Origin of the sequence: Micromonospora sp. NPDC000089 (assembly GCF_042899365.1) — a bacterium.
Classification (GTDB): Bacteria; Actinomycetota; Actinomycetes; order Mycobacteriales; family Micromonosporaceae; genus Micromonospora.
Map to the genome: position 1 here is coordinate 310692 of NZ_JBIAZT010000003.1, position 21359 is coordinate 332050.

Below are 21359 nucleotides of genomic sequence, written 5' to 3' on the forward strand. Positions count from 1 at the left end.
CCCCGCCGGTCAGTGTGCCGGCGGTGCCCGTACGGCTCGACAGCCCTCCCACGAGGCCTCGAGGTGGTGCGGCGCACCCGGTCGAGGTGCGCCCTGCTGGCAGGTCTTCGGACTCGCGGGCCGGCGCATGTCGCGCTTGCCTACTAGCCGTCGCTTCCCGGGCCCCGTCGGGCCCAGTGCTTGGTTGACGGCGGTCGTTCCCGCTCACCGCTGCGGGGCAGCCCCGGATTCGCACCGGGTTCCCTGTTCGGCCCGACGCCTGGCGGGCGCCGGAGCCTGGCGGACACGTACGTGTCACACCAGCAGTGAAAGTGATCCTAGATGTAGTGGCTAATGAAAAGCCAGCACACCAGATGCTGTGGGCGTGTCGGCGCAAAGGGGAGCGGTTCGGGTGGGCGGCCCGTCATCGCCCGGAGGGGCGGCGGTGGGCCGCGCGGCCGGCGGGTGGGTCCTGTCGGACGGCGCGGATGAGCAGCGCGAGTCGTTTCGGGCGCTCACGATCGTTGATGACCCAGCCGAGCAGGGCCGCCGTCAGGCCACCGGCGGCAAGGAGGAGCACGACGGCGGGCCAGCCGGTCACGGCGATCGCGGAGGCCACGCCGCCGCCGGCGGCGAACGCGCTCAACCTGCGAACGGCCACCGTCATTCGCCCCCCTCCGTCAGTGGGTCCTCGCGGAGGCTGCGCCGTAGTGCAGGGGCGGAGAGCAGCAGCCTGACGGCGTAGGCCACCTGGTTCGGCCCCTGGAGCTGCGCCAGCTCGGCGCGGAACTCCTCGCCGTAACGGGGTCGTTCGACTGCCGGTACGAACCGCAGGGCCACGGTGATGATGCGGCCCGCCGCAGGCCTCCAGCGTTCCCGCGCCGGGTGTGCCGCCGCCTCGATCCGAGTGGTGGTCGGCGGACCGGCCGCCGAGTCCGCGGCCGATGGGTGAGCTGCCCGCACCTGCGCCTGTCGGGCCCTCCTACCCACGAAGTAGCGACGGGTGTTGACGGCGATGGCGGCCGCATCGCGCGACACCCGCAGTGACGATTCCTGCTCGGCCCGGGACGGCCGTCGAAGCACGTTGCCGTCGAGTGTCCGTCGCGGCAGCGGGTCACGAGCGAGGTGTGATCGGGGTCGTGGAAGCGGGGTGGTCGCTCCGGCAGACCGTCGGAGCCCTTCCAGCACTCGGACCATTACCTCGTCGGTGGACTCCATCGCGGGCTCGGCACCCGTTGCCGGGGTTGCGGGCTCGTCGCTTTGTGGCCTGTTCACGCAGGTCCTCCGGCCAGCCCCGGGCGCAGGGTCTTCAGTCGATGCACCGAGGAGGAGGCCCGGACGAGGGCGCGGTGCGCTTTCTCCGCCCCGTCAGGAGTCATCGAGTAGTAGCGACGGCGCGGCCGGCCCGCCTCGCGCGGGTCGAGCTGCTCCCAGCGGGAGCACACCCAACCCTGGCGTTCCAGCCGGGCCAGGATCGGATGGACCGTGCCACTGGCGAGGCCGGCGGCGGTGCACAACTCCAACCCGTAGAACTCCCGCTCAGGTTGATCGAGAAAAGCTCGCAGCACGAGTTGGGTGGGCAAGGTCATGCGGACCTCGGTAGGCATGCTTGAAATCTACCAAGGCTAGGTAGAGAAAGGCTATGCCCAGATCAGGCATCTACCTCCGGTTCGGGACGGAAGTCGGCGGCACTGCCGGTCGTCCGGTCCTGGCTGCACCACCCGACACTGGCGTCACCCGTACGGTGGATTCACACCTGCCGCCCGGTTTGCCGCCGCTGCTGCCGGGAAGTCCGACAACGTGCGAGAGCTGATGACCAAACTCGAGCAGACCACCGCGCTGGACAGTGTCGGCGACACGCTGCAGCGCGCCGTCGAGGCCGCCCTGCGCCCGCAGAAGGTCCGCGACCTGCTGCACGGCGTCTGGCTGGGCCACCCGCTGCACCCGGCGATGGTGCAGGTGCCGGTGGGTGCCTGGCTCAGCGCCGCCGTGGTCGATCTGCTGCCGGGGCAGCGCCGCGCCGCCACGGCGCTGGTCGCGCTCGGCACGGTCAGCGCCGTACCGGCCGCCGTGGCGGGACTCAACGACTGGGCGGCGCTCGCCCGGGACCAGCGCCGGGTCGGGCTGGTGCACGCCGCCGCCAACACCATCGGGCTGGCGCTCTACGCCGGGTCGCTGGCCGCCCGGCTCTCCGGCCGGCACGGTCGCGGGCGGATGCTGGCGTACCTCGGGCTGGGCGCGGCGAGCGCCGGGGCGTACCTGGGCGGGCACCTGGCGTACAAGCAGGGCGCGCAGGTCAGCCAGAGCATCTCCGAGCTGCACCTGATCGGCGACGAGTGGCAGGCCCTGGGCGACCTGGCCGCGCTGCCCGACCGCAAGCCGGTCACCCGCGAGGTGGACGGCGTGTCGGTGCTCGTCTACCGGCGCGGCGACGAGGTCACCGTGATGCTGGAGCGCTGCCCGCACCAGAGCGGCCCGCTCGGCGAGGGCGACGTGGAGCAGATCGGCGGGCATGCCTGCGTGGTGTGCCCCTGGCACGGCTCGGCGTTCCGGCTCGACAACGGCGAGGTCGTGCAGGGGCCGGCCGCCACCGATCAGCAGCTGCTGCCGACCCGGGTGGCCGACGGCGTCCTGCAGACCAAGCTCCCCTGACCCGAGTACGGTCCTACCCTTCGCGCCGCAGCCGATTCGTTCACGTCATCAGGTTCGTAGCGTCCGCGGCAGGGACGCCACCGCCGGCAGCTGACCGGACGTGCCGGTCAGCCTCTGCGGTGGCGGCCGCTCATCAGGTCCCGGGCGGCCGACGCCCGCCGGGCGGCGGCGCTGCGCGCCCCGGACGCCATGCCGCCCGACTGCCGGGCGGCCAGCGTGCGGGCGGCCGAGGTGCGGCCGGCGGTGACCCGGGCGGGTCGGCGGCGCAGCCCGAGCACCGCGCCGATCTGCGCGCCGATGATGCTGGCCACCGCGAGCACCGCGGAGACCGCCAGCGGCCGGTTGATCCCGTCGTCCTCGGTGGCCCGGGCGGCCCCGGCGGCCATCGCCGGTGGCGCTCCCGCCGGCCGCTGTGCCGGCGGCTGCGCGGTCTGCGGCCGGGCGGTCTGCGGTGCCCGCGGCCCGACCTTGTGGCCCGGCGTGGGCGTCGGATCGGCCGCCCGGGACGTCGCCGGGCCGGGCGTACGGGCGCCGGGCGTCACCGAGCCGGGCGCCGACGGCTGCGGCGTAGGCCGGCCCGAGCCCTCGTCCGCGGGGGAGCCGGCGTGCTCGTCGGGGGTGGCCGAGGACCGGCCGGGCGCGGTCGGGCCGGGGGACGGCTTGCGCGGCGCGGGCGTCACCAGCCGTCCGGCGGCGTGCCGACGGGCGCCGGAGTCCGTGGCCTCCGCCGGCAGCTTGATCAGCTGGCCGGGGCGGATCCGGTCGGCGTCGCGCAGCTGGTTCAGCCGGGCCACCTCGGGATAGCGGTCGAAGTCGTCCAGGTACCGCTCGGCCACCTCGCCCAGGTAGTCACCCCTCGCCACCCGGTAGGCGGGGGCGTCGGCGGGCGAATGCTCCTGCTGGCCGGTCAGCCCGGGCGCGGTGGCCAGCACCGGCTGGGCCACCAGGTCGGTGCCGGCGGCGGTGGCGTACGGGCCGGTGGTGGCGGGCTGGGACATCGCCGCCGCGGCGCTCGCCGCGGGGCTGGCCGCGATGATCAGCGCGACCGAGCCAACCAGCGCCGCCGCCGCCCGCTGCTGCCGGCTCATCCCGGGCAGCCGGGGCGCCGGTCGCCGCGCCACCTGGGCGCCCAGCTCCACCAGCACCGAGAAGGCGAACGTCGCCCAGCCGAACCAGCCGACCACCGCCAGCGCGCGCAGGAAGAGCTGGCCGTCGTCCCGGCTGGTCAGCGTGCTGCCCACCTCGGCCAGCGTGGGCAGGTGATCCGGCAGCGGATTGCCGGCGAAGGCGAGCAGCGCCACCGGCGCCCCCGCCACCAACGCGACCAGTACGACCAGCGAGCCGAAGCCGGTGAGCAACTGCCCGGCCCGCCGGGTGGCGGTGCCCCGCGAAGCGGTCATGGCGGCCTTCCCTTCCTACGGTCGGTCGGTGAGCGCCCGGGCGGTGGCCTCGCCCGAGACGGTGACGGTGCGGCTCATGCCGAACAGGCCGACCATCTGCCGGCGGTGCACGACGGTCACCCGGACCTGGATCTGCTTCTCGCCGGCCACCACGGGGAAGTCCACCCGGTAGCCGGAGACGTCGTCGTTCCCGTCGAGGTACTGCGCGACGGCCGAGCGGGCGGCCCGCTCGTCGATCACCTTGGGGCGGCCCTCGATGGCGGCCTTCCGGTCGATCATCTGGCCGCCGCTGCGGGCCGCCTCGGCGGCCAGGTCGTCGGCGCGTTGCAGGCTGCGCAGCTGGCCGGCCCCGTCGTACGCGACGCCGATGATGGTCAGCACGCCGAGCATGGCGACGGCCAGGAACAGGCTGATCCGTCCCTCGTCGCGCGGCCGCCGGGCGGTCATCCCCGGCTCCGGTAGGCGTCCAGCGGGGAGGCGAAGGTGGCCTCGACGCGCCTCGTGCCCGCCGTGGACAGGCCGGGGAAGCGCAGGTCCCGCAGCGACACGGTGCAGCGCACCCGCACCCAGATGCTCACCGGCTCGCCGAGCAGGTTCGGGTCGTACGCGTCGGCGAGGCTGACCTTCCGCGCCGCCCGGGTGGACCCCCAGACGGCCACCTCCGGCGGGCCGGCGCAGTTTAGTCCCCGCCAGTCGAGCTGTCGGCGGGCGGCGTTCCGGGCGGCCGCGTCGGCCGTCGGGGCGTTACGGGAGATCGAGGCGGCCCGGGCGGCGTCGTGCGCGGCGGCCTCCACCGCCTCGTCGGCCACCGCGACCCGGCCGGCCACCCCGGCCAGCAGGATCAGCACGATGAACGCCGGGGCCAGCACGGCCACCTCCACCGAGACCGATCCCCGGTCGCGCCGGCTCACGGCCCGACCCACCGTTCGGCGGTGCCGTGCGCGGTCTGCCGGACGGCGAAGCTGACCCCCGGGATGACCGACAGGGAGTGCCCGGTGACCGTGCAGGTCACCTCGGTGCCACCATCCACACAGGACGAACTGGCGCCGACCAGCCAGCCCCCGGCGGCGCCGAGGAACTTCGCGGCGCGGGCCTCGCCGGCACCGCTCGGCGCCTCCAGCACCCGCTGCGCGTTCACCCCGCTCTGCGCGGCGTTCAGCGCGGTGGAGCGGGCCACGAACCAGCTGGCCACCTGGACGGAGGCGAAGAGCAGCACCAGCACCGCCGGCATCACCACCGCCAGCTCGACCGGATTCGCGCCCCGGTCCGTACCCCCGGTGGTGAGGCGTCGGCGGACGGCCCGCAGGGCGCGGGCGAAGGGCCGGCCGGGCGGGCCCCCGGGCCGGGCGGTCGGGACCACCCGGCCCGTGGGGTCGACGGCCCGACGGGTACGGCTCACTTGTCGGGGATGGCGTTCATCCAGGTCTCGGCCTTGGTCATGACCAGGGCCGTGACCGCGACCCCGGCCGCCACCAGACCGGCGATGATCACCGCGGTCGGCACCGGGCTGTCGCCCCGGTCGGTCTCGCGGCGCAGGTCGGACAGGCGCGCCAGCATGGCGACATAGAGGAACGTGACGACGTTCACGGGGGTCTCCTTCTCGGGCGGGGTGCATCAGAGTCGGGCGACGAACGGATAGAGGACGAAGCCGAGCAGGACGAAGACCAGCAGCGCGCCGGGAATGTCCAGCCGGCTGGTCACCCCCTCGGCGCGGGCCAGGTTGTCGGTGCGGATCTGGTCGCGCAGCGAGTCGGCGCGGCTGCGCAGGGTCTCGTGCACCTGGGCGCCTTCACTGCCGGACGAACGCATGATCGCGCCGACGTCGCCGAGCTCGACGATGCCGATCCGGTCGGCCAGCTCCTGCAGCTCGTCCCAGGGGGAGTGCATCTGCATCTGGGCGATCCGCAGCGCCTCGCGGATCCGGTCGAAGACCCAGCCGTCGCAGACGGCGGCAGCCCGCTCCAGCGACTGCACCGGCCCGTGCGCGGCCGACAGCTGCAGCGCCACCAGGTCCAGGTAGGTGCAGACCGCCTGGCGGAACTCCTCCCGGGCGGCGTCCGCCTTGGCCAGCATCGACCGGTGCGCGAGCAGCGCGCTGACCAGCGCCAGACCGAGACTGCCCAGCACCGGGACGACCACCGGCAGCGGCGAGCCGGCCAGGAACAGCAGCGCCCCCAGCACGGCCGGGGTGGCCAGCCCGACCAGCGCGGAGAGCAGGATCGACCAGGCGTACTGCTCCGGGGTCCGGTCGATCAGGGCGAGTTGCCGGTGCGGCGGGCTCAGCCAGCGGGAGAAGCCGCCCAGCCAGTCCAGCCGCCGGGAGACGGCCACGGTGCCCGGCGGCTGGTGCAGCCGTTGCAGGGCGGGGCCGAGCGCCGGGGACGCCGGCAGCGCCTCGCGGACCACCAGGAACAGGCCGAGCCCCACCGCGGCCCCGCCGACCACGGCGACGGTCAGCTGCCAGTTGCCGATCACGCGATCACCTCCGCCGGGTCGGGCGGGGGCAGGAAGCGGGCCGGCGGCGGGGGCTGGCTCATCGAGCGCACCCAGACCAGCAGCACGACGAAGGCGGTGCCGAGCAACGCCATCACCAGCTGCCCGAAGAGGCTGCCGTACGGCTGGACGTAGTCCCGGTTGAGCAGCCCGTACGCCAGCACGGCCAGGGTCATCCCGGTGAGGAAGCGGACCGCGAAGCGGGGTTGGGTCCGCTTCGCCTCCACCTCGCGTCGGGTCGCCACCTCGGCGGCGGCGGCCGCGGCGATCGAGCCGAGCACGTCGCCGAGGCGTTCCCCGCGGTCGCTCAGGTGCAGGATCAGCGCTGCCACCACCTGGTCGCAGACCGGGTCGCCGATCTCGTCGGCGAAGGCCAGCAGCGCGGCCCGGGCCGTCCAGCCGGCCTGGAGGCGGGCGGCGAGCAGCCGTACCTCCTCCTGGATCTCGTCCGGGACGGTGGCGATGGTGCCGATGATCGACTGTTGCAGGCCCTGGCCGGTGGAGGAGACGTCCTTGAGCCGCCGGGTCCACTCGCCGACCGCCTCGATCCGGGCGATGGCCCGCTCCTCGGCCCTGCCGACGGCGAACAGCCACGGCACCCCGGGCACCGCCGCCGCCACGATCAGGCCCACCACCGGCAGGCCGGTGAACAGGAACGCCAGCGCCCCGGCGACCAGCGCCACCACCAGCCGCAGCTGGTGGGTGCGCCGCTCGGCGCCGGTGCCAGAGCCGAGCCAGAGCCGGCTCAGCCCCCGCCCGGCGCCGGGGCGGGCGGTCGGCGGCGCGGTGGTGCCGACCAGCGCCACCACGGCCAGCACCAGACCGGCCACGCAGGCCGCCCCGGACACCATCGCGACCAGCTCGATCTCGCTCATCGGCGCACCGCCGGGGCCAGCCGGCTGTGCAGGGGCCGCCGCCAGGCGCCCGCGCCCGCGTCGATGAACCGGGTGAGCAGCCGGGCGTCATAGCCCACCCGCAGCAGCTGGGTGCGGACCCGTTCCGGCAGGTGCCGGGGGATCGCCCGGCCGTCCGGGCCGGGGCCGAAGACGGTGGTGGTGATCATCCGGTTGCCCTCGCCGACGCCGACCACCTCCTCGACCTGGGAGACGAACCGGTGCTTGCGCCCGCCGATCGCGGTCTCGTCCTCGACGGTCACGTAGACGATCAGGTCCAGCGCGTTGCCGGCCATCCGGCGGGCCTGGTCGACGGTCATCTCCCGGCCGTGGGCCAGCGCCAGCTCGATGATCCGCTCGCTCACCCCGGCCGGGGTGCGGGCGTGGATCGTGCACATCGACCCGCGGCTGGTGGTCATCGCCTGGAGCATCGGCACGATCTCCCGGGACCGCACCTCGCCGACGATGATCCGCAGCACGCCCATCCGCAGCGACACCGGGATCAGGTCGGCGATGCTCACCTCGCCGGCCGGCCGCCCGTCCATGCCGCGCTCGCCGTGCCCCTCCCGGGACTCGAAGCTCATCACCGCCCGGTGCCGGTGCCCGCGGCGGGCCGGCAGCAGCTCCCGGCTCTCCTCCAGCAGGACGTACGGCTCGTCCGGCGGGATCTCGTCCATCAGCGCCCGGATGACGGTGGTCTTTCCGGCCCCGGCCAGCCCGGCGACCATGATGTTCAGCCCGGCCCGCATCGAGGCGCGGAGGAAGTCGCGCAGCAGCGGGTCGATCATCTCGTCCAGGTCGGGGCGGCTGCCGGCGATGTCCTCCAGGCTGACCTCGAGCGTGTTGTGCTTGCGGATCACCGCGTACGGGCGGTGGCTGACCAGGAACACCGCGGCGAGCCGGCTGCCGTCGGGCAGTTGCAGATCCAGCGTCGGCTTCGAGGTGGACAGCGAACGCTCGGTGGCGCCGGCCCGGCGGGCCGCCGCCTGGAGGATGTCCACCAGCTCCTCGTCGCTGTCGGCGATCGGCTCGGCCCAGTCGACGCCGCCGCCGTGCCGGGTGATCCGCACCTGGTCGCAGCCGAGGATGTGCACCTCCTCGATGGTGTCGTCGACCAGCAGCGTCTGCAGCCGGCCCAGGCCGACCAGCTCGGCGGTCACCTGGTCGAGCAGGACGCGTTCCTCGTCGGCGGTGAACGGGGTGCCGGCGCGGCGACGGGAGTCGGCGTAACCGGAGACGACCTGGACGGCCAGTCGGGCCCGCTCGACCTCCTCGGCGTTCGCGTCGAACTCCCGGCCACGCTGCCACTGGGTGAGCCGTTCGCTCAGCTCCCGGCGCAGCTCGCGGACCACCGCGAAGTCCGCCCGCGGCCGGGCCGGCGGGGCCGGTGGCGCGGCCGGCAGGGAGGGGCGCGGCGGCTGGTGGTGCCGGCCGTTGGGCGACGGCGGCAGCGGCGGCGCGGTGGAGGTCGCGCCGGGCTGCTGGCCGCGCGGGTCGGTGTGCACCGGCTCAAACCGCACCGGGCACCCCCTGCTGCGCGGGCCAGGCCAGCCGGGCCCGGCGGCGCTCCAGCAGCGCGCCGACCGGCACCTCCAGGCCGCCGGCCGCGCGCATCAGCGGCCGACCGGTCTTCACCGTGCCGCCCAGGCTGAGCACCTCGGCGGTACGCCGGTCCTCGGGCAGTTTCGCGATCACCGGCACCCCCAGCGCCTTGCCGATCTCACCCCGGCCGTGGCCGTCGCCGACCACCAGCAGCCGCAACGTGCCCGGCGGCACCCGGTGCTCGGTGAAGTCCCGCTCGATCGCCCGAATGGTCGACCGGGTGGCCGACAGGTCGGGCAGCTGCGCGCGGGTGACCAGCAGCACCACCGCCGCGGCCCGCAGCACCGGCCACGGTGGACCGGGCACCTGCAGCCGCCCACAGTCGACGATCACGTCGTACGGCGGGCGACCGCGCTCCAGCGCGCCGAAGTAGTCGGCGAACCGCTGCCAGAGCGGGGCGACGCTGCCGGCCTGCACCGGGTCGACCACGCCGGGCAGCAGCAGCCGCTCCCGTCGGGGCGCGTCCAGGTCGACCAGCTGGGACCAGAACGACGACTCCAGGCTGCCGTCGCGCAGCTCGCCGACGGCCAGCTCACCGATGCCCCGCGGCCCGTCCAGGGCGCCGCCCAGGTAACCGGCGAGGATCGTCCCGCCGGACGGGTCACACTCGGCCAGCACCAGCCGGCGGTGCCAGCTCAGCGCGCAGGCCAGCGCGGTGGTGGTGACGCCGGGCGAGCCCTTGGCCGAGACCAGCGCGATGATCGCCATGCTCAGGCCGCCTCGGCCAGCACGAGGGCGATCCGGTCCTGCGCGGCCAGCACCACCACGGCCGGTACGTCCCGGACGGGCAGCGCCAGGTAGACCACCACGTCGTCGTTCTCCGGGGTGGCGGTGTCGATCACCGTGCCGGTGAACCGGGTGCCCGGCGCCTGGCTCTCCGCGTCCTTGTCGGGGGTGCTGATCAGCAGCACCTTGTCGCCGGGGTGCAGCTTGCGGGCGGGCACCTTGGCCGGCTCCAGGCCCAGCGCGATCTGCTGCTGCCCCTTGACCAGCAGCGGCGCGTCGGTGAGCTGGTTCAAGCTCAGCAGGGTGCCCTCGGTCAGCGAGACGGCGGCCCGCTTGCCGACCACCTCGTTCAACCGCCGGGCCGGCACCGGGGAGAGCCCCTGCCCGCCGGAGACCTGCACGCTGACCAGGTCGTCGGCGGAGAGCTGCCGGCCCACCTCGACCGGGCGGGCCAGCGCCAGGTAGCTGCCGGTGGCCTTGACCGAGGTGACCGCGAACGCGGCGCCCAGGCCGCCCAGCGCGATCAGCAGCACCGCCAGCCCGAGCAGGCCGGGGCGGGTACGCCGTTGCCGCAGCACCTTCGGCGGCGCGACCGGCGCGTCGACCGGGGTTCCGTTACGGGTTGCCAGGCTCACCGTGCCACCACCTGTAGCTCGTCGATGTCGATCGGTACCGCGTTGCTGGTCCGGGTCTGCGGGATGTCGCCGCTGTCGCCGCCGCTGGAGGTCCAGTGCACCGACCAGTACGTGGTGGCGCTGATCCGGTAACTGCCGGCCTTGGTGTAGCCGGTGTCGTAGCCGCAGGTGGGCGAGGTCTTCCCGGCGCGCCGCCCGGTGGCGGAGTACGGGGTGCCCGCGCCGGGGCAGGACTTCTTGTCGCCGTTGCCCATGTTCCAGAGGATCCGGTCGACCTTGGCGGTGATCGTCACGGTCAGCCCCCGGTCCGAGGCGTCCGCGCTCTGCGGGCCGAAGTACTCCGGCCCCGGGCTGGCCCACATCCAGACCGGCAGGCCCACCAGGCCGGCACCCTCGCGGCGGCGGGGCGCGACCGACGCGCGCGGCGCCCGCAGGGTGAGCTTGGCGAAGGCGCGCCGGGCCAGCTCCTCCGGGTCGGGCGGGGCGCCGAACCCGGGCGGCGGGGCGTCCCGCAGCTCCTCGCGCTGGTCGCCCAGGTTGCCGCCGTTGCAGGTGACCAGGTACCACTGCTTGCCCTCGGGCGTGCCCGCCGGCTGCGGCTCCTCCAGCTTGTAGTAGCAGCCGTCGCCGTTGTTGAACCAGCCGAGGAACTCGTTGTAGCAGGGCAGCGGCGCGCCGTTCCACTGGCACTTCGCGGTGGTGCCCCCGCCGCCGGAGTCACCGGGGCCGCCTCCGCCATCCGGGCCGCCTCCGCCGCCGGGGTCGCCCGGGATGCCCGGGTCGTCGTCCCAGACGCTGCAGTCGTCCTGGCCGGGCGGGCAGTTGCCGCCGGGGCCGCCGGCGTACGCGACGGGCGGCGCGACGGCGACCACGAGCAGCGCCAACAGCGCCCCGGCGAGCAGCCGGCGGGGCGTCCCGGCCCGGGTCGGCCAGGCCGGGGCGCGCCCTCCTCCCCAGGTCAGCACGGCTGGTCCTGGTGCGCGGCGCCGGTGTTGATCAGCCAGCGGCCGTCCGGGTACCGGGTGGCGGTGGCGGTGGCCAGGTAGCGCCTGCCGGTGGAGCCGGGCACCACCCGCTTGTCCCGCGCGTAGACGAGGCGGTAGCCGGTGGCGTCCAGGCAGTCCTGGATCTCCACCGTCTGCGGGTTGGCGTCCAGGCTGACCGCGGTGACCGTGGGCGCCGAGCGCAGCGTGCCGGTGCGTACCGCGCCGTGCCGGCGGGCGTCGCCGATCGCCACCCGCACCCGGGTCAGCAGGGGGTCGGCGAGGTAGCGGGTGAGCGCGGGGTGCCGCGGGTCGCTGGTGCGGTTCGCCTCGCGGGAGGCGTCCAGGTAGCCGGCGTACGCGGCGAGCGCCGCCTGCTCAGCGGCCCGTTCGGCGGCACTGGGGGTGGTCGGGGTGGCGTCGGCCCGGCCCACGGCCGGGCCGACGGTGTCCGGGGCGCCACCGCAGCCGGCGGTCGCGCCGACCACGATGACCAGGCAGGTTGTCCAGCGCCGGTGCTGCCCTGTGCGCAACGCCATGCCCTCCTCGGTACGCCCCGGCGCCGCCTGCGGCGGCTTCCGGGCATGCGGCAGCGCGCCCGGAACCGGTGCTGCTGGCCGGGATTCCTGCTGTCGCACCTACCTGTGCGGAATCTTGCGAGAGGTGTCTCGGTCGGGTCGACGGTTACTGGCCGGGGTTGCGTCGTACCCAAGGGGCGAGCATAGGCTGACGTCCGCCGATACAACAGAGGCAATTGAATCGAACACTCTGAGTGACTGACGGTGGGTGAGGGGCATGGGCGAGGTGGCGTCCGGGGCGCCGGTGCGACCGGGGTGGCCCGATCGGACGGCGCCGGCCGGCGATCGTGCCGTCGGGTCGTCCGCGCCGGCACCGTGGCCCGGGGTTATGGGGTCCGTCGATGGGCCTCGTCCGATCCGTCCCCCGGCCGGCACGGCCCCCACCGCGTCGCCCGCCGGCACCGCCGCGTCGACCGGGGCGAACGCCGTGGACACCGGATCGTCGCCTGGGCGTCACACCGAGCCGTGGCTCACCTCACGCTCCGTGTCGGCCCTCGCCCTGGCCCCGGTGCTGCGGCGCGCGGTGGCGCGGTACGCCGTACCCCCGGGGTCGCCGCCGCGGACCGGCTGTGCCGGCTGCGGGGCGCCGCTCGCCCGGTGGCCCGGCCCGGCCGGTCGGTGCCCGGGCTGCCGGGCCCGGATCGGCGCGCCGCCGGGCGGCGTCGAGCTGACCCTGCTCGCCGCCCTGGCGGTGCTGGTCGCCGTCGACGGCGGCCTCGCCGAGCGGGCGGCGCTGGCGTGGTGGCTGGGCTGGGCGGTCCCGCTGCTCTGGGTGGACCTGGCCGTGCGCCGGCTGCCGGACCGGCTGACCCTGCCGGCCGCGGCGGGCGTGGCCGCGCTGCTCGGGGTGGCCGCGCTGACCGGCCCCGGCGGCGGGCCCTGGTTGCGGGCGGTGGTGGCGGGCGCCGGTCTCGGCCTGGCGTTCGCAACCACCACCGTGCTGCTCGGCTCGTGCGGCTTCGGCCTCGGCGACGCGAAGCTGGCGCTCGGCGCGGGCGCGCTGCTCGGCTGGTACGGCTGGCCGGTGCTGGCGGCCGGCCTGGTGCTCACCTTCACCCTGTCGGCGGTGGTCAGCCTGGCGCTGCTGGCGGCCCGTCGGGCCCGGTGGTCGAGTCACCTGCCGTTCGGCCCGTTCCTGATCGTCGGCACCGTCGGCGCGCTGCTGCTGGCCGGCTGACCGACGACTCAGCGAGTTCACAGCGGCACCGCGATTGGTGCCCCGCCAGCGCTGGGTAATCACGGTGCGTGCAGGCAGACGACAGCTGGCGGATCCGGCGGACTCACGCGGACCTCGACCGGCTCGGCGAGACAGAGTCGATCTTCGCGCTGAGCAACGGCTGGATCGGCTGGCGGGGCACCCTCGACGAGGGTGAGCCGTACGACATGCCGGGCAGCTACCTCAACGGCTTCCACGAGCGGCGGGAGCTGACCTACCCCGAGAACGGGTACGCGTTCCCGCAGCTCAGCGACGTCGTGATCAGCGCGCCGAACGCCGCGCTGATCCGGCTGTACGTGGTCGGCGAGCCGCTGGACCTGCGCACCGGCACGGTGCGCGCCCACGAACGGGAGCTGGACCTGCGTGCGGGTGTGCTGCGCCGGCACACCGAGTGGATCTCCCCGGCCGGGCACGGGGTGCGGATCCGCAGCACCCGGCTGGTCTCGCTGCCGCACCGCCCGGTCGCCGCGGTCCGCTACGAGGTGGAGCCGCTCGGCGACCACCCGGTGCCGCTGCGGCTCTGCTCCGACGTGCAGGCCAACGAGCGGGTGCCGGAGCGCGCCGACGACCCGCGGGCCGCGTCGATCATCCACGACCCGCTGACCGCCGAGCGCCACCACCGCGACGGCGCCGCCGAGGTGCTGGTGCACCGCACCGAGCGGAGCGGGCAGCGGGTCGCGGTGGCGGTCGAGCACCACGTCGAGGCGCCCGACGACCTCTCCATCGCCGCGGACCGCACCGACGACCGGCTCCGCACCACCGTCGAGGGCCGGCTGCGCCCGGGCGAACGGCTGCGGGTCACGAAGTTCGCCGCGTACGAGTACGGCCCGGTCGACGACACCTCGCCGGACGAGCTGGCCGACCTGGTGGCCGACGCCGCCGCCGATGCCCGACAGCGGGGCTTCGACGCGCTGGTCGCCGCCCAGCGGGAATCCCTGGACGCGCTGTGGCGGACCGCCGACGTCGAGCTGGACGGCGACCCGGAGCTCCAGCGGGCCGTCCGGTTCGCGGTGTTCCACCTGTTGCAGGCGGGCCGCCCGGACGGTGCCCGGACCATCCCGGCGAAGGGGTTGACCGGCAACGGGTACGACGGCCACGTGCTCTGGGACACCGAGAGCTACGTGCTGCCGGTGCTGACCTACCTGGCGCCGGAGGTGACCCGCTCCGCGCTGCGCTGGCGGCACGCCCACCTGGCCGAGGCCGCCGAACGCGCCGCCGAGCTGCGGCTGCCCGGGGTGACCTTCCCCTGGCGGACCATCGGCGGCCGGGAGTGCTCCGGCTACTGGCCGGCCGGCACCGCGGCGCTGCACGTCAACGCGGACATCGCCGACGCGGTGCTGCGGCACGTGGCGGCCACCGGCGACGACGACCTGCTGGCCGGGATCGGGTTGGAGCTGCTGGTCGGCACGGCCCGGCTGTGGGCCGGCTTCGGGCACTGGTCGGACGACGGGCAGTTCCACCTCACCGGCGTCACCGGGCCGGACGAGTACGCCGCGCTGGTCGACGACAATGTCTTCACCAACCTGATGGCCCGGCGCAACCTGCGCGGCGCCGCCGACACCGCGCAGCGGTTCCCGGAGCGGGCCGCCGCGCTCGGCGTCGACCCGGCCGAGGTGGCCCGCTGGCGGGCCGCGGCCGACGCGGTGCACCTGCCGTACGACCGCAAGCGCGGGGTGCACCAGCAGGCCGCCGGCTTCACCGAGCAGCCCGACTGGGACTTCGCGGCGATGACGGAAGACGACTACCCGCTGCTGCTGCGCTTTCCGTACCTGGAGCTCTACCGCAAGCAGGTGGTGAAGCAGGCCGACCTGGTGCTGGCCATGCAGCGCCGCCCCGGTGACTTCACCGCCGAGGAGAAGGCCCGCAACTTCGCCTACTACCAGGCCCGGACCGTCCGCGACTCGTCGCTGTCGGCCGGCCCGCAGGCGGTGCTCGCCGCCGAGGTCGGCCACCTGGACCTGGCGTACGACCTGTTCGCCGAGGCCGCCCTGCACGACCTGGCGGATCTCGGCGACAAGACCACCGACGGGTTGCACCTGGCCGCGCTGGCCGGGGCGTGGACGGCGCTGGTGGAGGGCTTCGGCGGGCTGCGCGACGACCGGGGCGGGCTCTCCTTCGACCCGCGGCTGCCGGCGGCCATCGACCGGTTGGCGTTCAGCCTGCGCTGGCACGGCCACCGGCTGCGGGTGACGCTGACCCGGGACGAGGCCCGCTACGAGCTGCCGGACGACCCCACGGCCACCGTCGAGCTGACCCACCACGGTGAGCCGGTCCGGGTGACCGGTGCGGCGCCGGTGACCCGGCCGATGCCGCCGGTGCCCGACCCGGGCCCGGAGCCGCCGTCGCCGCACGGCCGCCGGCCCGCCCGCCGCTCCCGCGCCGCCTGACTACGTCGGAATCGGGCGTACGTAGAGCAGCGGACCGCCCTCGCCCGGCGCCGCGCCGGCGTGGAAGAGGTACAGCCCGACCACCAACGCGGGCTCTCCGGCCGGAGTGGTCAGCGCGGTGACCCGTGGGTTGGCGAAGGCCGTGCTGCCGGCGTGGGTGCGGATGGCCAACGGGTGGGCCGTTCCGGTCGACGGGTCGTAGAGGAAGGTCCGCCAGGACTGCCACACCCGTCGGCGGTGCTGGCCCTCGATCAGCAGGTACGGGCGGTCCCGCCAGACGAACCGGTCCCGGCCGCCGATGTTGCCGCGTACGCCGAACCGCTCGATCGCCGCGTCGAGGTGCGGCTCGGCGCTCGCGGTCCACCGGTCGAAGTCCACCAGTCGGCCGCGCCCCTGCCGGTCGACCCGGCCCCGCCGGAAGTAGTGGAAGCCCACGTCGACGACCGACGGGGCGAGGACGGGATAGATGTTCGGGGTGCCCTCGGCGTACCGGCCCGGCGGCACCAGGGTGTGCGGGGCGTCGAACACCCGGTCGGGCGCGCCGGTCAGCAGCCGTTCGAGGCTGTCGTAGCGCTGGAACCGCAGCCACGCCGGCTCTCCACCGCCGCCGGCCTCCACGACGAGCAGGAAGCCGCCGTCGGGGAGGGCCGTGACGGTCGGTTGGGACGCGGGCCGGTCCAGCGTGGCGCGCCACGCCCAGGTCAGCAGGTCGTCGGAGGTCGCCACCGCCACCTCGAACAGGCCGTCGCCGACGCCGACGTGGTAGACCGCCAGATACCCGCCGGCGGGATTTCCGATCACCTTGATCGTGTCCATGCTGCGGCCACGATCGTCCCGGATGTCGTACCGGGCGGTCGTCGCCGGTACGTCCTCGAGAAACGCGATCAGCTCGTGCGTCGCCGCGTGGGTCAACCCGGCCACCTCCGCGACAGCTGTACCCGGATGTTGGCCCGGCGTCACGTCGGGGGAGGCGCGTGCTCAGTCGGCCTCCGGCGGGCGGGCGGTCATCTGCTCGCGCACCGCCTCCAGCGCCTCGAAGGCGTACGCCCAGTTGTGGCACTTGAAGCTGCGCAGGCCCTCGATCGGGGTGTGGCAGTCCAGGCAGTACACGCCGGCGATCCCGTCCGGGACCTCGGTGTTGACGTACTTGCGGTCACCGAGGATCACGGTGGCGATCATCGCCGGGTCGTGCACCCCCTTCAGCGCGGACGACACGATGTCCAGCCAGCTCATCCGCCGGCCGCACTTCGGGCAGTCCGGCTGGTCGCCGCTGACCCAGAGCGGCGCGCCGATGCTGCGCGCCGGCATGTTCAGCAGCTTCTCGATCCGGCGTACGTCGTGCTCCGACGTGGTCCAGCGGTGCTCGCCGGGCAGCGACGCGGGGGAATCGTAGACGGCCCGGAACAGGGCGGGATCGACCTCGACGGTCTCGCGTCGACCGGTCATCGGCGTGCCTCCTCGTCGCCTCGGGCCCCCACCGTCGTCCCTGGTGGCGGGCCGCTTCAACCGGATCAACGACACGGCGGGTCAGCGGATCGTGGCGCGGGGTGCTAGACATCGAGTCGCGCCCCGCCGCCGTCGATCCCCGGAGCCTCGCCGTGACCCAGCCGTCGGACACCGACACCCCGAACGTCGCCCGGATGTACGACTACTACCTGGGCGGCTGCCACAACTTCGCCGCCGACCGGGCCGCCGCCGAGCGGGTGCTGGAGATCTTCCCGGACACCGGGGTCGCCGCCCAGACCAACCGGCACTTCCTCGGCCGGGCGGTGCGCTACGCCGCGCAGCGGGGTGTCCGGCAGTTCCTCGACATCGGCGCCGGGCTGCCCACCCAGGGCAACGTGCACGAGGTCGCGCAGGCGGTCGCTCCGGACGCCCGGGTGGCGTACGTGGACCACGACGAGGTCGCCGTGGCGTACGCCCGGCGGTTGCTGCCGGCCGACCCGCGCACGGTGGTGGTCCGCGGCGACCTGCGCCGGCCGGCGGAGATCCTCGACCACCCGGACGTCCGGTCGACGATCGACTTCGACCGGCCGGTGGCGGTGCTGCTGGTCGCGGTGCTGCACTTCGTGTCGGACGCCGACGACCCGTGGGCCGCGGTGGCCCGGCTGCGCGACGCCACCGTCCCCGGCAGCCTGCTGGTGCTGTCCCATCTCACCCTGGACGGCGCGCCGCCGGCCGCCGCCCAGCAGGGCGCCGCGGTCTACCGGCGCAGCAGCGCTCCGCTGGTGCCGCGCCGGCACGCCGACATCGCCCGCTTCCTCGACGGGTACGACCCGGTCGAACCGGGCCTGGTCCGGCTCGCCGACTGGCGGCCGGACGGCGCGCCCGGAGCCGGGGTGTCGCACGGCTACGGCGCGGTGGGCGTGCGCCGCTGAGCCGATCACCGCGCCGGTCGGTCACCGACGCGCGCGGCCCGCGGGAGCCGGCCGGTCAGTCCGCAGTGAGCAGGCCGGTGAGCAGGCCGCGCAGCGTCCGTTCGAACAGGTTCCGGCGGGGCGCCGGGGAGCCGGGCGCCGCGAACGCGGCCACCAGATGCGGGTACGCCGCCAGGTCCACGCCGTCGAAGCTGAGCGACCCGGACGCGGCCTCGTTGCGGGCGAAGAGCGACACCACGCCGGTCAGCATCGCGATCGCCTCGAACTTGGCGGTGACCGGGCACTCGACCGGCGTCAGCACCGCCAGGCAGGCGTCGAAGTAGCCGAGCGCGTGCGGCCCGGGCGCCCCTGATCGCTGGGTGGCGTCGATCAGCCAGGGGTGCCGGCGGTACAGCGCGAGCTGCCGGCGGGCGATCGCCAGCAGGCCGGCCAGCCAGTCGTCACCGCGGTCCGGGTACGGCGCCAGCTCGCCCACCGCCGCGTCCGCCATCAGGTCGAGCAGGTCGTCCCGGGAGCTCAGGTAGCGGTAGAGCGAGCCGGCGCCGGTGCCCAGCGCGCCGGCCACCGCCCGCATCGACACGGCGTCGAGCCCGGCGGAGTCGGCGAGCGTGATCGCCGCCGCAACGATGGCGTCCCGGCTGTGGGCGGGGGCCGGCCCCCGCGCGCCGCGCTCGGGCCGGGCCCAGATCGGCGGCCGGCGGCCGGAATTCGAGGCTGCGTCGGTCACCGGTCTACTGTAAACTGCAAACGGTGTTCGCGGTTTCGGCTCGCGGTGTGGTGGCGATCCGGGCCCGCGGTGTCGGTTCGACGCGACCTCGACGGAAGGAGCAGCCATGGAGCGGATCACCGCGCCCGACGGCGCGCAGCTCGCCCTGCACAGCACCGGCGCCGGCCCGGGCCTGGTCCTGGTGCACGGCGGCGGGATCACCATCCACGAGTACCGCCGGCTCGTCGCGGCCCTCGCCGACCGGTTCACCGTGCACAGCTACAACCGCCGGGGCCGGGCGGACGCCCCACCGAGGCGGGAGCCGTACACGGTCGACCAGGAGATCGACGACCTCGACGCGGTGCTGACCCACACCGGGGCGCGCAACGTCCTCGGGCACAGCTCCGGCGGTTATCTCGCGCTCAGCGCCGCGCTCCGGCTGCCGATCGAGCGGCTCGCCCTCTACGACGCCGCGGTCAACGTCGACGGCCTGATGGCCACCGACTACCTCGAGCCCGCCGAGCGGGCGGCGGCCGCCGGCGAGACCGCCCGGGCGCTGGCGATCGTCGGCGCCGGGGTCAACAGCCACACCGCCGCGGCGCGGCTGCCGCTCGGCGTGCAGACGGCGATGACCCGGGCGTTCCTGCGTACCCCGATCGGCCGGACCATGGGCGACCTGCTGGTCACGACGCTGGCCGAGACCCGGATGATCGCGGAGGACGGCGGCCCGGCCGCCCGGTACGCCGGGGTCGCCGCGGAGGTGCTACTGGCCTGCGGCTCCGAGGCCCCGCCGTACTTCGCGAAGATCAACGAGGCGCTGGCCGGGGCCATGCCCCGGGCCCGCACGCTGGTGGTGCCGCGCAGCCGGCACGACGCGATCGCCATCGCCCGGCCGCGGCTGGTCGACCCGATCGCCGAGTTCTTCGCCGCTCCGGTGTCGACCCAGCGGTAGGGGTCGCCGCCCGTCGTTAGACTCGTCGATGTCGGCCAGTCAGGGACGGTGAAGCATGCGCCACCGGTCGCGCTCCGGTCGTGCCGACCACGGGGCGGCTCGGGCGGTCGTGACCCTGGCCGTGGTCGCCTGCCTGGCGGCCTGCACGCCGCCGGGCAGGCCGACGCACGAGAGTGCGGCGCCGACTCACCCCGTCTCCACCGGTGCCGCGCCGGTCGACGGCTGCGGACAGCGGGCGACCGGCGGCGCCGACCGTACCCTCGACTTCGCGGTGGACCCGGCCACCAGCGAGGGGCAGAGCCGGCGGACGGCGCTGGTGCACCGCCCGGCCGGCGTCGCGGCGGGTACGCCGCAGCCGGTGCTGCTGGTCTACCACGGCCACGGCGGCACGGCGGAGGGCGCCGCGGCCGCCACCGGCTTCGACCCGGTGGCGGACCGGGCCGGCTTCCTGGTGGTGTACCCGCAGGGCCTGCCGGACGGTCGCGGCGGGCCGCCGATGTGGGCCAGCGCCGGGCCGGTGGACCACGGCATCGAGGAGCTCCCGGCCACCCGAGCCCTGCTGGACGCGCTGACCGGCGGGTACTGCGTGGACCGGTCGCGGATCTACGCGACCGGCATCTCCAACGGCGGCGGGATGGCGAACTACCTCGCCTGCCACCTGGCCGACCGGATCGCCGCCATCGCCTCGGTGGTCGGCAACATGTACACCCCGAAGGACGGCGGCTGCCGGCCGAGCCGCCCGGTGTCGATCCTGGACATCCACGCCGCCGACGACCCGATCGTGCCGTACGACGGGGACCCCGGCGACACGACCTGGCAGCTGCCCGCCGTGGCCGACTGGTTGGCCGGCTGGGCCGCGCTCGACCGGTGCACGGGCTCCACCGGCCAGGCCTACCAGGGCACCGGCGAGGTCCGGCGCTGGCGGGGCTGTTCCGGCGGCTCGACCATCACCGCTTACCGGGTGACGGGCGGCCATCGGTGGCCCGACTCGCTGGCCGGCACCCCGACGGCCGAGGCGGTCTGGGACTTCCTTGAAACGCACCGGATCGGATAGCCACAGCAAGTGCGGAGCCGCCGGCACAGCCCGGATCATCCAGGTGCTCCGCCGTCAGGACGTCGCGAGCAGCCGAATCTCGCAGCGGACGCCGCTGGCCTTGGCGAGCCGACCGTCACCGGTCACGAGCGGGCAGGTCATCAGCTCCGCCACCGCTACGTATGCCGCGTCGTACGCCGTGACATTGCCGCGCAACTGCCACATCCGGTCGAGCAGTGGCGCGATCCCCACGTCGTCGATGACCAACATGGGCAGGGTGGTTATCGCCTCCTGAGCTCGGGTGGGACCAAGCTTCCCGCCGAGGACCTTGCCTCTGATGACGGACATGACCTCGACCAGCAGGTGGCTCGGCGCAGCCCAGTGCGGGTCGCGGGTCAGTTCCGCCCGAGCCGCGTCACCGACCGGACCGTCATCGACCAGAGCGTCGGCCAGGACCGAGGCGTCCACGACGATCACGCGGCGCTTCCCCACGGACCGCGCTGCTCCCGCTGGTCGTTCAGTTCGTCGGCGCTTTCCCCCGGTAGCGAGTGCGTGCCGTCCGACCGGCCGGCGAAGCGGTCGAGGACCGCAGTGTTGCGCAGCCGTCGAGCCTGAGTCTCCACCAGCTCGAGGAGATAGGCCTGGAGTGACTGCCCTCGCGCCTTGGCCTGAGCTGCCAGGGCATCCCGTACGTCTTCCGGTACATCCCGGATCTGAAGAGCGACCATGCATTCATTATGCATGCA

General features: G+C 74.8%; 26 protein-coding genes and 1 riboswitch. Of the genes, 6 read left to right on the plus strand and 20 right to left on the minus strand.

Features of this window, described 5'->3' with window-relative positions; all coding sequences use genetic code 11:
- Positions 1-80 precede the first annotated feature (80 nt).
- Positions 81-289, minus strand: a riboswitch (cobalamin riboswitch).
- 114 nt (positions 290-403) lie between these two features.
- The 3 genes from ACFY3U_RS08080 to ACFY3U_RS08090 all read right to left on the minus strand — a co-directional run bounded on the left by ACFY3U_RS08080 (position 404) and on the right by ACFY3U_RS08090 (position 1568).
- On the minus strand, positions 404-625 hold the full coding sequence (locus tag ACFY3U_RS08080; protein ID WP_387196823.1) for a hypothetical protein: 222 nt from the start codon (positions 623-625) through the stop codon (positions 404-406).
- A gap of 17 nt (positions 626-642) precedes the next feature.
- Entirely contained in the window at positions 643-1017 is a 375-nt protein-coding gene (locus ACFY3U_RS08085) for a hypothetical protein (protein WP_387196826.1), read from the minus strand.
- Positions 1018-1250: 233 nt separating this feature from the next.
- Positions 1251-1568 carry a PadR family transcriptional regulator gene (locus ACFY3U_RS08090; protein ID WP_387196829.1) on the minus strand — a complete coding sequence of 106 codons (318 nt, stop codon included), beginning with the start codon at positions 1566-1568 and terminating at the stop codon, positions 1251-1253.
- A 211-nt stretch (positions 1569-1779) separates the two neighbouring features.
- Here ACFY3U_RS08090 and ACFY3U_RS08095 point away from each other — a divergent pair, with 211 nt between their 5' ends.
- Positions 1780-2631 carry a Rieske 2Fe-2S domain-containing protein gene (locus tag ACFY3U_RS08095; RefSeq protein WP_387196831.1) on the plus strand — a complete coding sequence of 284 codons (852 nt, stop codon included), beginning with the start codon at positions 1780-1782 and terminating at the stop codon, positions 2629-2631.
- A 107-nt stretch (positions 2632-2738) separates the two neighbouring features.
- On the opposite strand, the gene ACFY3U_RS08100 is transcribed toward ACFY3U_RS08095, so the two are convergent.
- The 12 genes from ACFY3U_RS08100 to ACFY3U_RS08155 are packed head-to-tail and all read right to left on the minus strand — an operon-like array spanning position 2739 to position 11902.
- Positions 2739-4031 (minus strand): LysM peptidoglycan-binding domain-containing protein, encoded by a 1293-nt coding sequence (locus ACFY3U_RS08100; RefSeq protein ID WP_387196834.1) that lies wholly within the window; start codon positions 4029-4031, stop codon positions 2739-2741.
- 15 nt (positions 4032-4046) lie between these two features.
- Positions 4047-4478, minus strand: coding sequence for a hypothetical protein (locus ACFY3U_RS08105; RefSeq protein ID WP_387196837.1), 432 nt, complete (start codon positions 4476-4478; stop codon positions 4047-4049).
- Positions 4475-4942, minus strand: a complete 468-nt coding sequence (locus tag ACFY3U_RS08110) for a TadE/TadG family type IV pilus assembly protein (RefSeq protein WP_387196840.1) — start codon at positions 4940-4942, stop codon at positions 4475-4477. The genes ACFY3U_RS08105 and ACFY3U_RS08110 overlap by 4 nt, the downstream gene beginning before the upstream one ends.
- Positions 4939-5391, minus strand: a complete 453-nt coding sequence (locus ACFY3U_RS08115; RefSeq protein WP_387197621.1) for a TadE/TadG family type IV pilus assembly protein — start codon at positions 5389-5391, stop codon at positions 4939-4941. The genes ACFY3U_RS08110 and ACFY3U_RS08115 overlap by 4 nt, the downstream gene beginning before the upstream one ends.
- 35 nt (positions 5392-5426) lie before the next feature.
- Entirely contained in the window at positions 5427-5618 is a 192-nt protein-coding gene (locus ACFY3U_RS08120; protein WP_387196843.1) for a hypothetical protein, read from the minus strand.
- 27 nt (positions 5619-5645) lie between these two features.
- On the minus strand, positions 5646-6503 hold the full coding sequence (locus tag ACFY3U_RS08125) for a type II secretion system F family protein (protein ID WP_387197625.1): 858 nt from the start codon (positions 6501-6503) through the stop codon (positions 5646-5648).
- Positions 6503-7444, minus strand: a complete 942-nt coding sequence (locus ACFY3U_RS08130; RefSeq protein WP_387197628.1) for a type II secretion system F family protein — start codon at positions 7442-7444, stop codon at positions 6503-6505. The genes ACFY3U_RS08125 and ACFY3U_RS08130 overlap by 1 nt, the downstream gene beginning before the upstream one ends.
- Complete coding sequence (locus ACFY3U_RS08135) at positions 7396-8937, minus strand: CpaF family protein (protein ID WP_387196846.1); 1542 nt, start codon at positions 8935-8937, stop codon at positions 7396-7398. Before ACFY3U_RS08135 ends, ACFY3U_RS08130 begins: the two co-directional genes overlap by 49 nt.
- Positions 8927-9727, minus strand: a complete 801-nt coding sequence (locus ACFY3U_RS08140) for a ParA family protein (RefSeq protein ID WP_387196849.1) — start codon at positions 9725-9727, stop codon at positions 8927-8929. The genes ACFY3U_RS08135 and ACFY3U_RS08140 overlap by 11 nt, the downstream gene beginning before the upstream one ends.
- 2 nt (positions 9728-9729) lie before the next feature.
- Complete coding sequence (locus ACFY3U_RS08145) at positions 9730-10380, minus strand: SAF domain-containing protein (RefSeq protein WP_387196852.1); 651 nt, start codon at positions 10378-10380, stop codon at positions 9730-9732.
- On the minus strand, positions 10377-11345 hold the full coding sequence (locus ACFY3U_RS08150; protein WP_387196855.1) for a hypothetical protein: 969 nt from the start codon (positions 11343-11345) through the stop codon (positions 10377-10379). Before ACFY3U_RS08150 ends, ACFY3U_RS08145 begins: the two co-directional genes overlap by 4 nt.
- Positions 11339-11902, minus strand: a complete 564-nt coding sequence (locus ACFY3U_RS08155) for a hypothetical protein (RefSeq protein ID WP_387196857.1) — start codon at positions 11900-11902, stop codon at positions 11339-11341. The genes ACFY3U_RS08150 and ACFY3U_RS08155 overlap by 7 nt, the downstream gene beginning before the upstream one ends.
- A 523-nt stretch (positions 11903-12425) precedes the next feature.
- Here ACFY3U_RS08155 and ACFY3U_RS08160 point away from each other — a divergent pair.
- Both ACFY3U_RS08160 and ACFY3U_RS08165 read left to right on the plus strand, forming a co-directional pair.
- Positions 12426-13118: a prepilin peptidase gene (locus ACFY3U_RS08160; RefSeq protein WP_387196860.1), complete on the plus strand. Its 693-nt coding sequence runs from the start codon at positions 12426-12428 to the stop codon at positions 13116-13118.
- 68 nt (positions 13119-13186) lie between these two features.
- Positions 13187-15544 carry a glycoside hydrolase family 65 protein gene (locus ACFY3U_RS08165; RefSeq protein WP_387196863.1) on the plus strand — a complete coding sequence of 786 codons (2358 nt, stop codon included), beginning with the start codon at positions 13187-13189 and terminating at the stop codon, positions 15542-15544.
- Here ACFY3U_RS08165 and ACFY3U_RS08170 read toward each other — a convergent pair whose 3' ends face one another.
- Both ACFY3U_RS08170 and ACFY3U_RS08175 read right to left on the minus strand, forming a co-directional pair.
- The gene (locus ACFY3U_RS08170; protein ID WP_387196866.1) at positions 15545-16456 is read right to left on the minus strand and encodes a hypothetical protein; all 912 of its coding nucleotides are present in this window, start codon (positions 16454-16456) and stop codon (positions 15545-15547) included.
- Between the two features lie 66 nt (positions 16457-16522).
- A complete protein-coding gene (locus tag ACFY3U_RS08175) occupies positions 16523-16990 on the minus strand; it encodes a hypothetical protein (protein WP_387196869.1) in 468 nt (155 codons plus the stop codon).
- A 152-nt stretch (positions 16991-17142) separates the two neighbouring features.
- On the opposite strand from ACFY3U_RS08175, the gene ACFY3U_RS08180 reads away from it, so the two are divergent.
- On the plus strand, positions 17143-17922 hold the full coding sequence (locus ACFY3U_RS08180) for an SAM-dependent methyltransferase (protein WP_387196871.1): 780 nt from the start codon (positions 17143-17145) through the stop codon (positions 17920-17922).
- Between the two features lie 55 nt (positions 17923-17977).
- Here ACFY3U_RS08180 and ACFY3U_RS08185 read toward each other — a convergent pair whose 3' ends face one another.
- On the minus strand, positions 17978-18649 hold the full coding sequence (locus ACFY3U_RS08185) for a TetR/AcrR family transcriptional regulator (RefSeq protein ID WP_387196874.1): 672 nt from the start codon (positions 18647-18649) through the stop codon (positions 17978-17980).
- A 106-nt stretch (positions 18650-18755) separates the two neighbouring features.
- On the opposite strand from ACFY3U_RS08185, the gene ACFY3U_RS08190 reads away from it, so the two are divergent.
- Positions 18756-19580 carry an alpha/beta fold hydrolase gene (locus tag ACFY3U_RS08190; RefSeq protein ID WP_387196876.1) on the plus strand — a complete coding sequence of 275 codons (825 nt, stop codon included), beginning with the start codon at positions 18756-18758 and terminating at the stop codon, positions 19578-19580.
- A gap of 55 nt (positions 19581-19635) precedes the next feature.
- Positions 19636-20634: an alpha/beta hydrolase family esterase gene (locus tag ACFY3U_RS08195; protein ID WP_387196879.1), complete on the plus strand. Its 999-nt coding sequence runs from the start codon at positions 19636-19638 to the stop codon at positions 20632-20634.
- 54 nt (positions 20635-20688) lie between these two features.
- On the opposite strand, the gene ACFY3U_RS08200 is transcribed toward ACFY3U_RS08195, so the two are convergent.
- Positions 20689-21105, minus strand: coding sequence for a type II toxin-antitoxin system VapC family toxin (locus ACFY3U_RS08200; protein WP_387196882.1), 417 nt, complete (start codon positions 21103-21105; stop codon positions 20689-20691).
- Positions 21087-21341, minus strand: coding sequence for a hypothetical protein (locus ACFY3U_RS08205; RefSeq protein WP_387196885.1), 255 nt, complete (start codon positions 21339-21341; stop codon positions 21087-21089). The genes ACFY3U_RS08200 and ACFY3U_RS08205 overlap by 19 nt, the downstream gene beginning before the upstream one ends.
- Positions 21342-21359 lie beyond the last annotated feature (18 nt).

Bases quoted from the DNA above. Each gene is read 5' to 3' on its own strand.
- ACFY3U_RS08175 (WP_387196869.1), bottom strand. From the start codon at position 16,990: ATGACCGGTCGACGCGAGACCGTCGAGGTCGATCCCGCCCTGTTCCGG.
- ACFY3U_RS08090 (WP_387196829.1), bottom strand. From the start codon at position 1,568: ATGACCTTGCCCACCCAACTCGTGCTGCGAGCTTTTCTCGATCAACCT.
- ACFY3U_RS08190 (WP_387196876.1), top strand. From the start codon at position 18,756: ATGGAGCGGATCACCGCGCCCGACGGCGCGCAGCTCGCCCTGCACAGC.
- ACFY3U_RS08105 (WP_387196837.1), bottom strand. From the start codon at position 4,478: ATGACCGCCCGGCGGCCGCGCGACGAGGGACGGATCAGCCTGTTCCTG.
- ACFY3U_RS08140 (WP_387196849.1), bottom strand. From the start codon at position 9,727: ATGGCGATCATCGCGCTGGTCTCGGCCAAGGGCTCGCCCGGCGTCACC.
- ACFY3U_RS08100 (WP_387196834.1), bottom strand. From the start codon at position 4,031: ATGACCGCTTCGCGGGGCACCGCCACCCGGCGGGCCGGGCAGTTGCTC.
- ACFY3U_RS08155 (WP_387196857.1), bottom strand. From the start codon at position 11,902: ATGGCGTTGCGCACAGGGCAGCACCGGCGCTGGACAACCTGCCTGGTC.
- ACFY3U_RS08195 (WP_387196879.1), top strand. From the start codon at position 19,636: ATGCGCCACCGGTCGCGCTCCGGTCGTGCCGACCACGGGGCGGCTCGG.
- ACFY3U_RS08205 (WP_387196885.1), bottom strand. From the start codon at position 21,341: ATGGTCGCTCTTCAGATCCGGGATGTACCGGAAGACGTACGGGATGCC.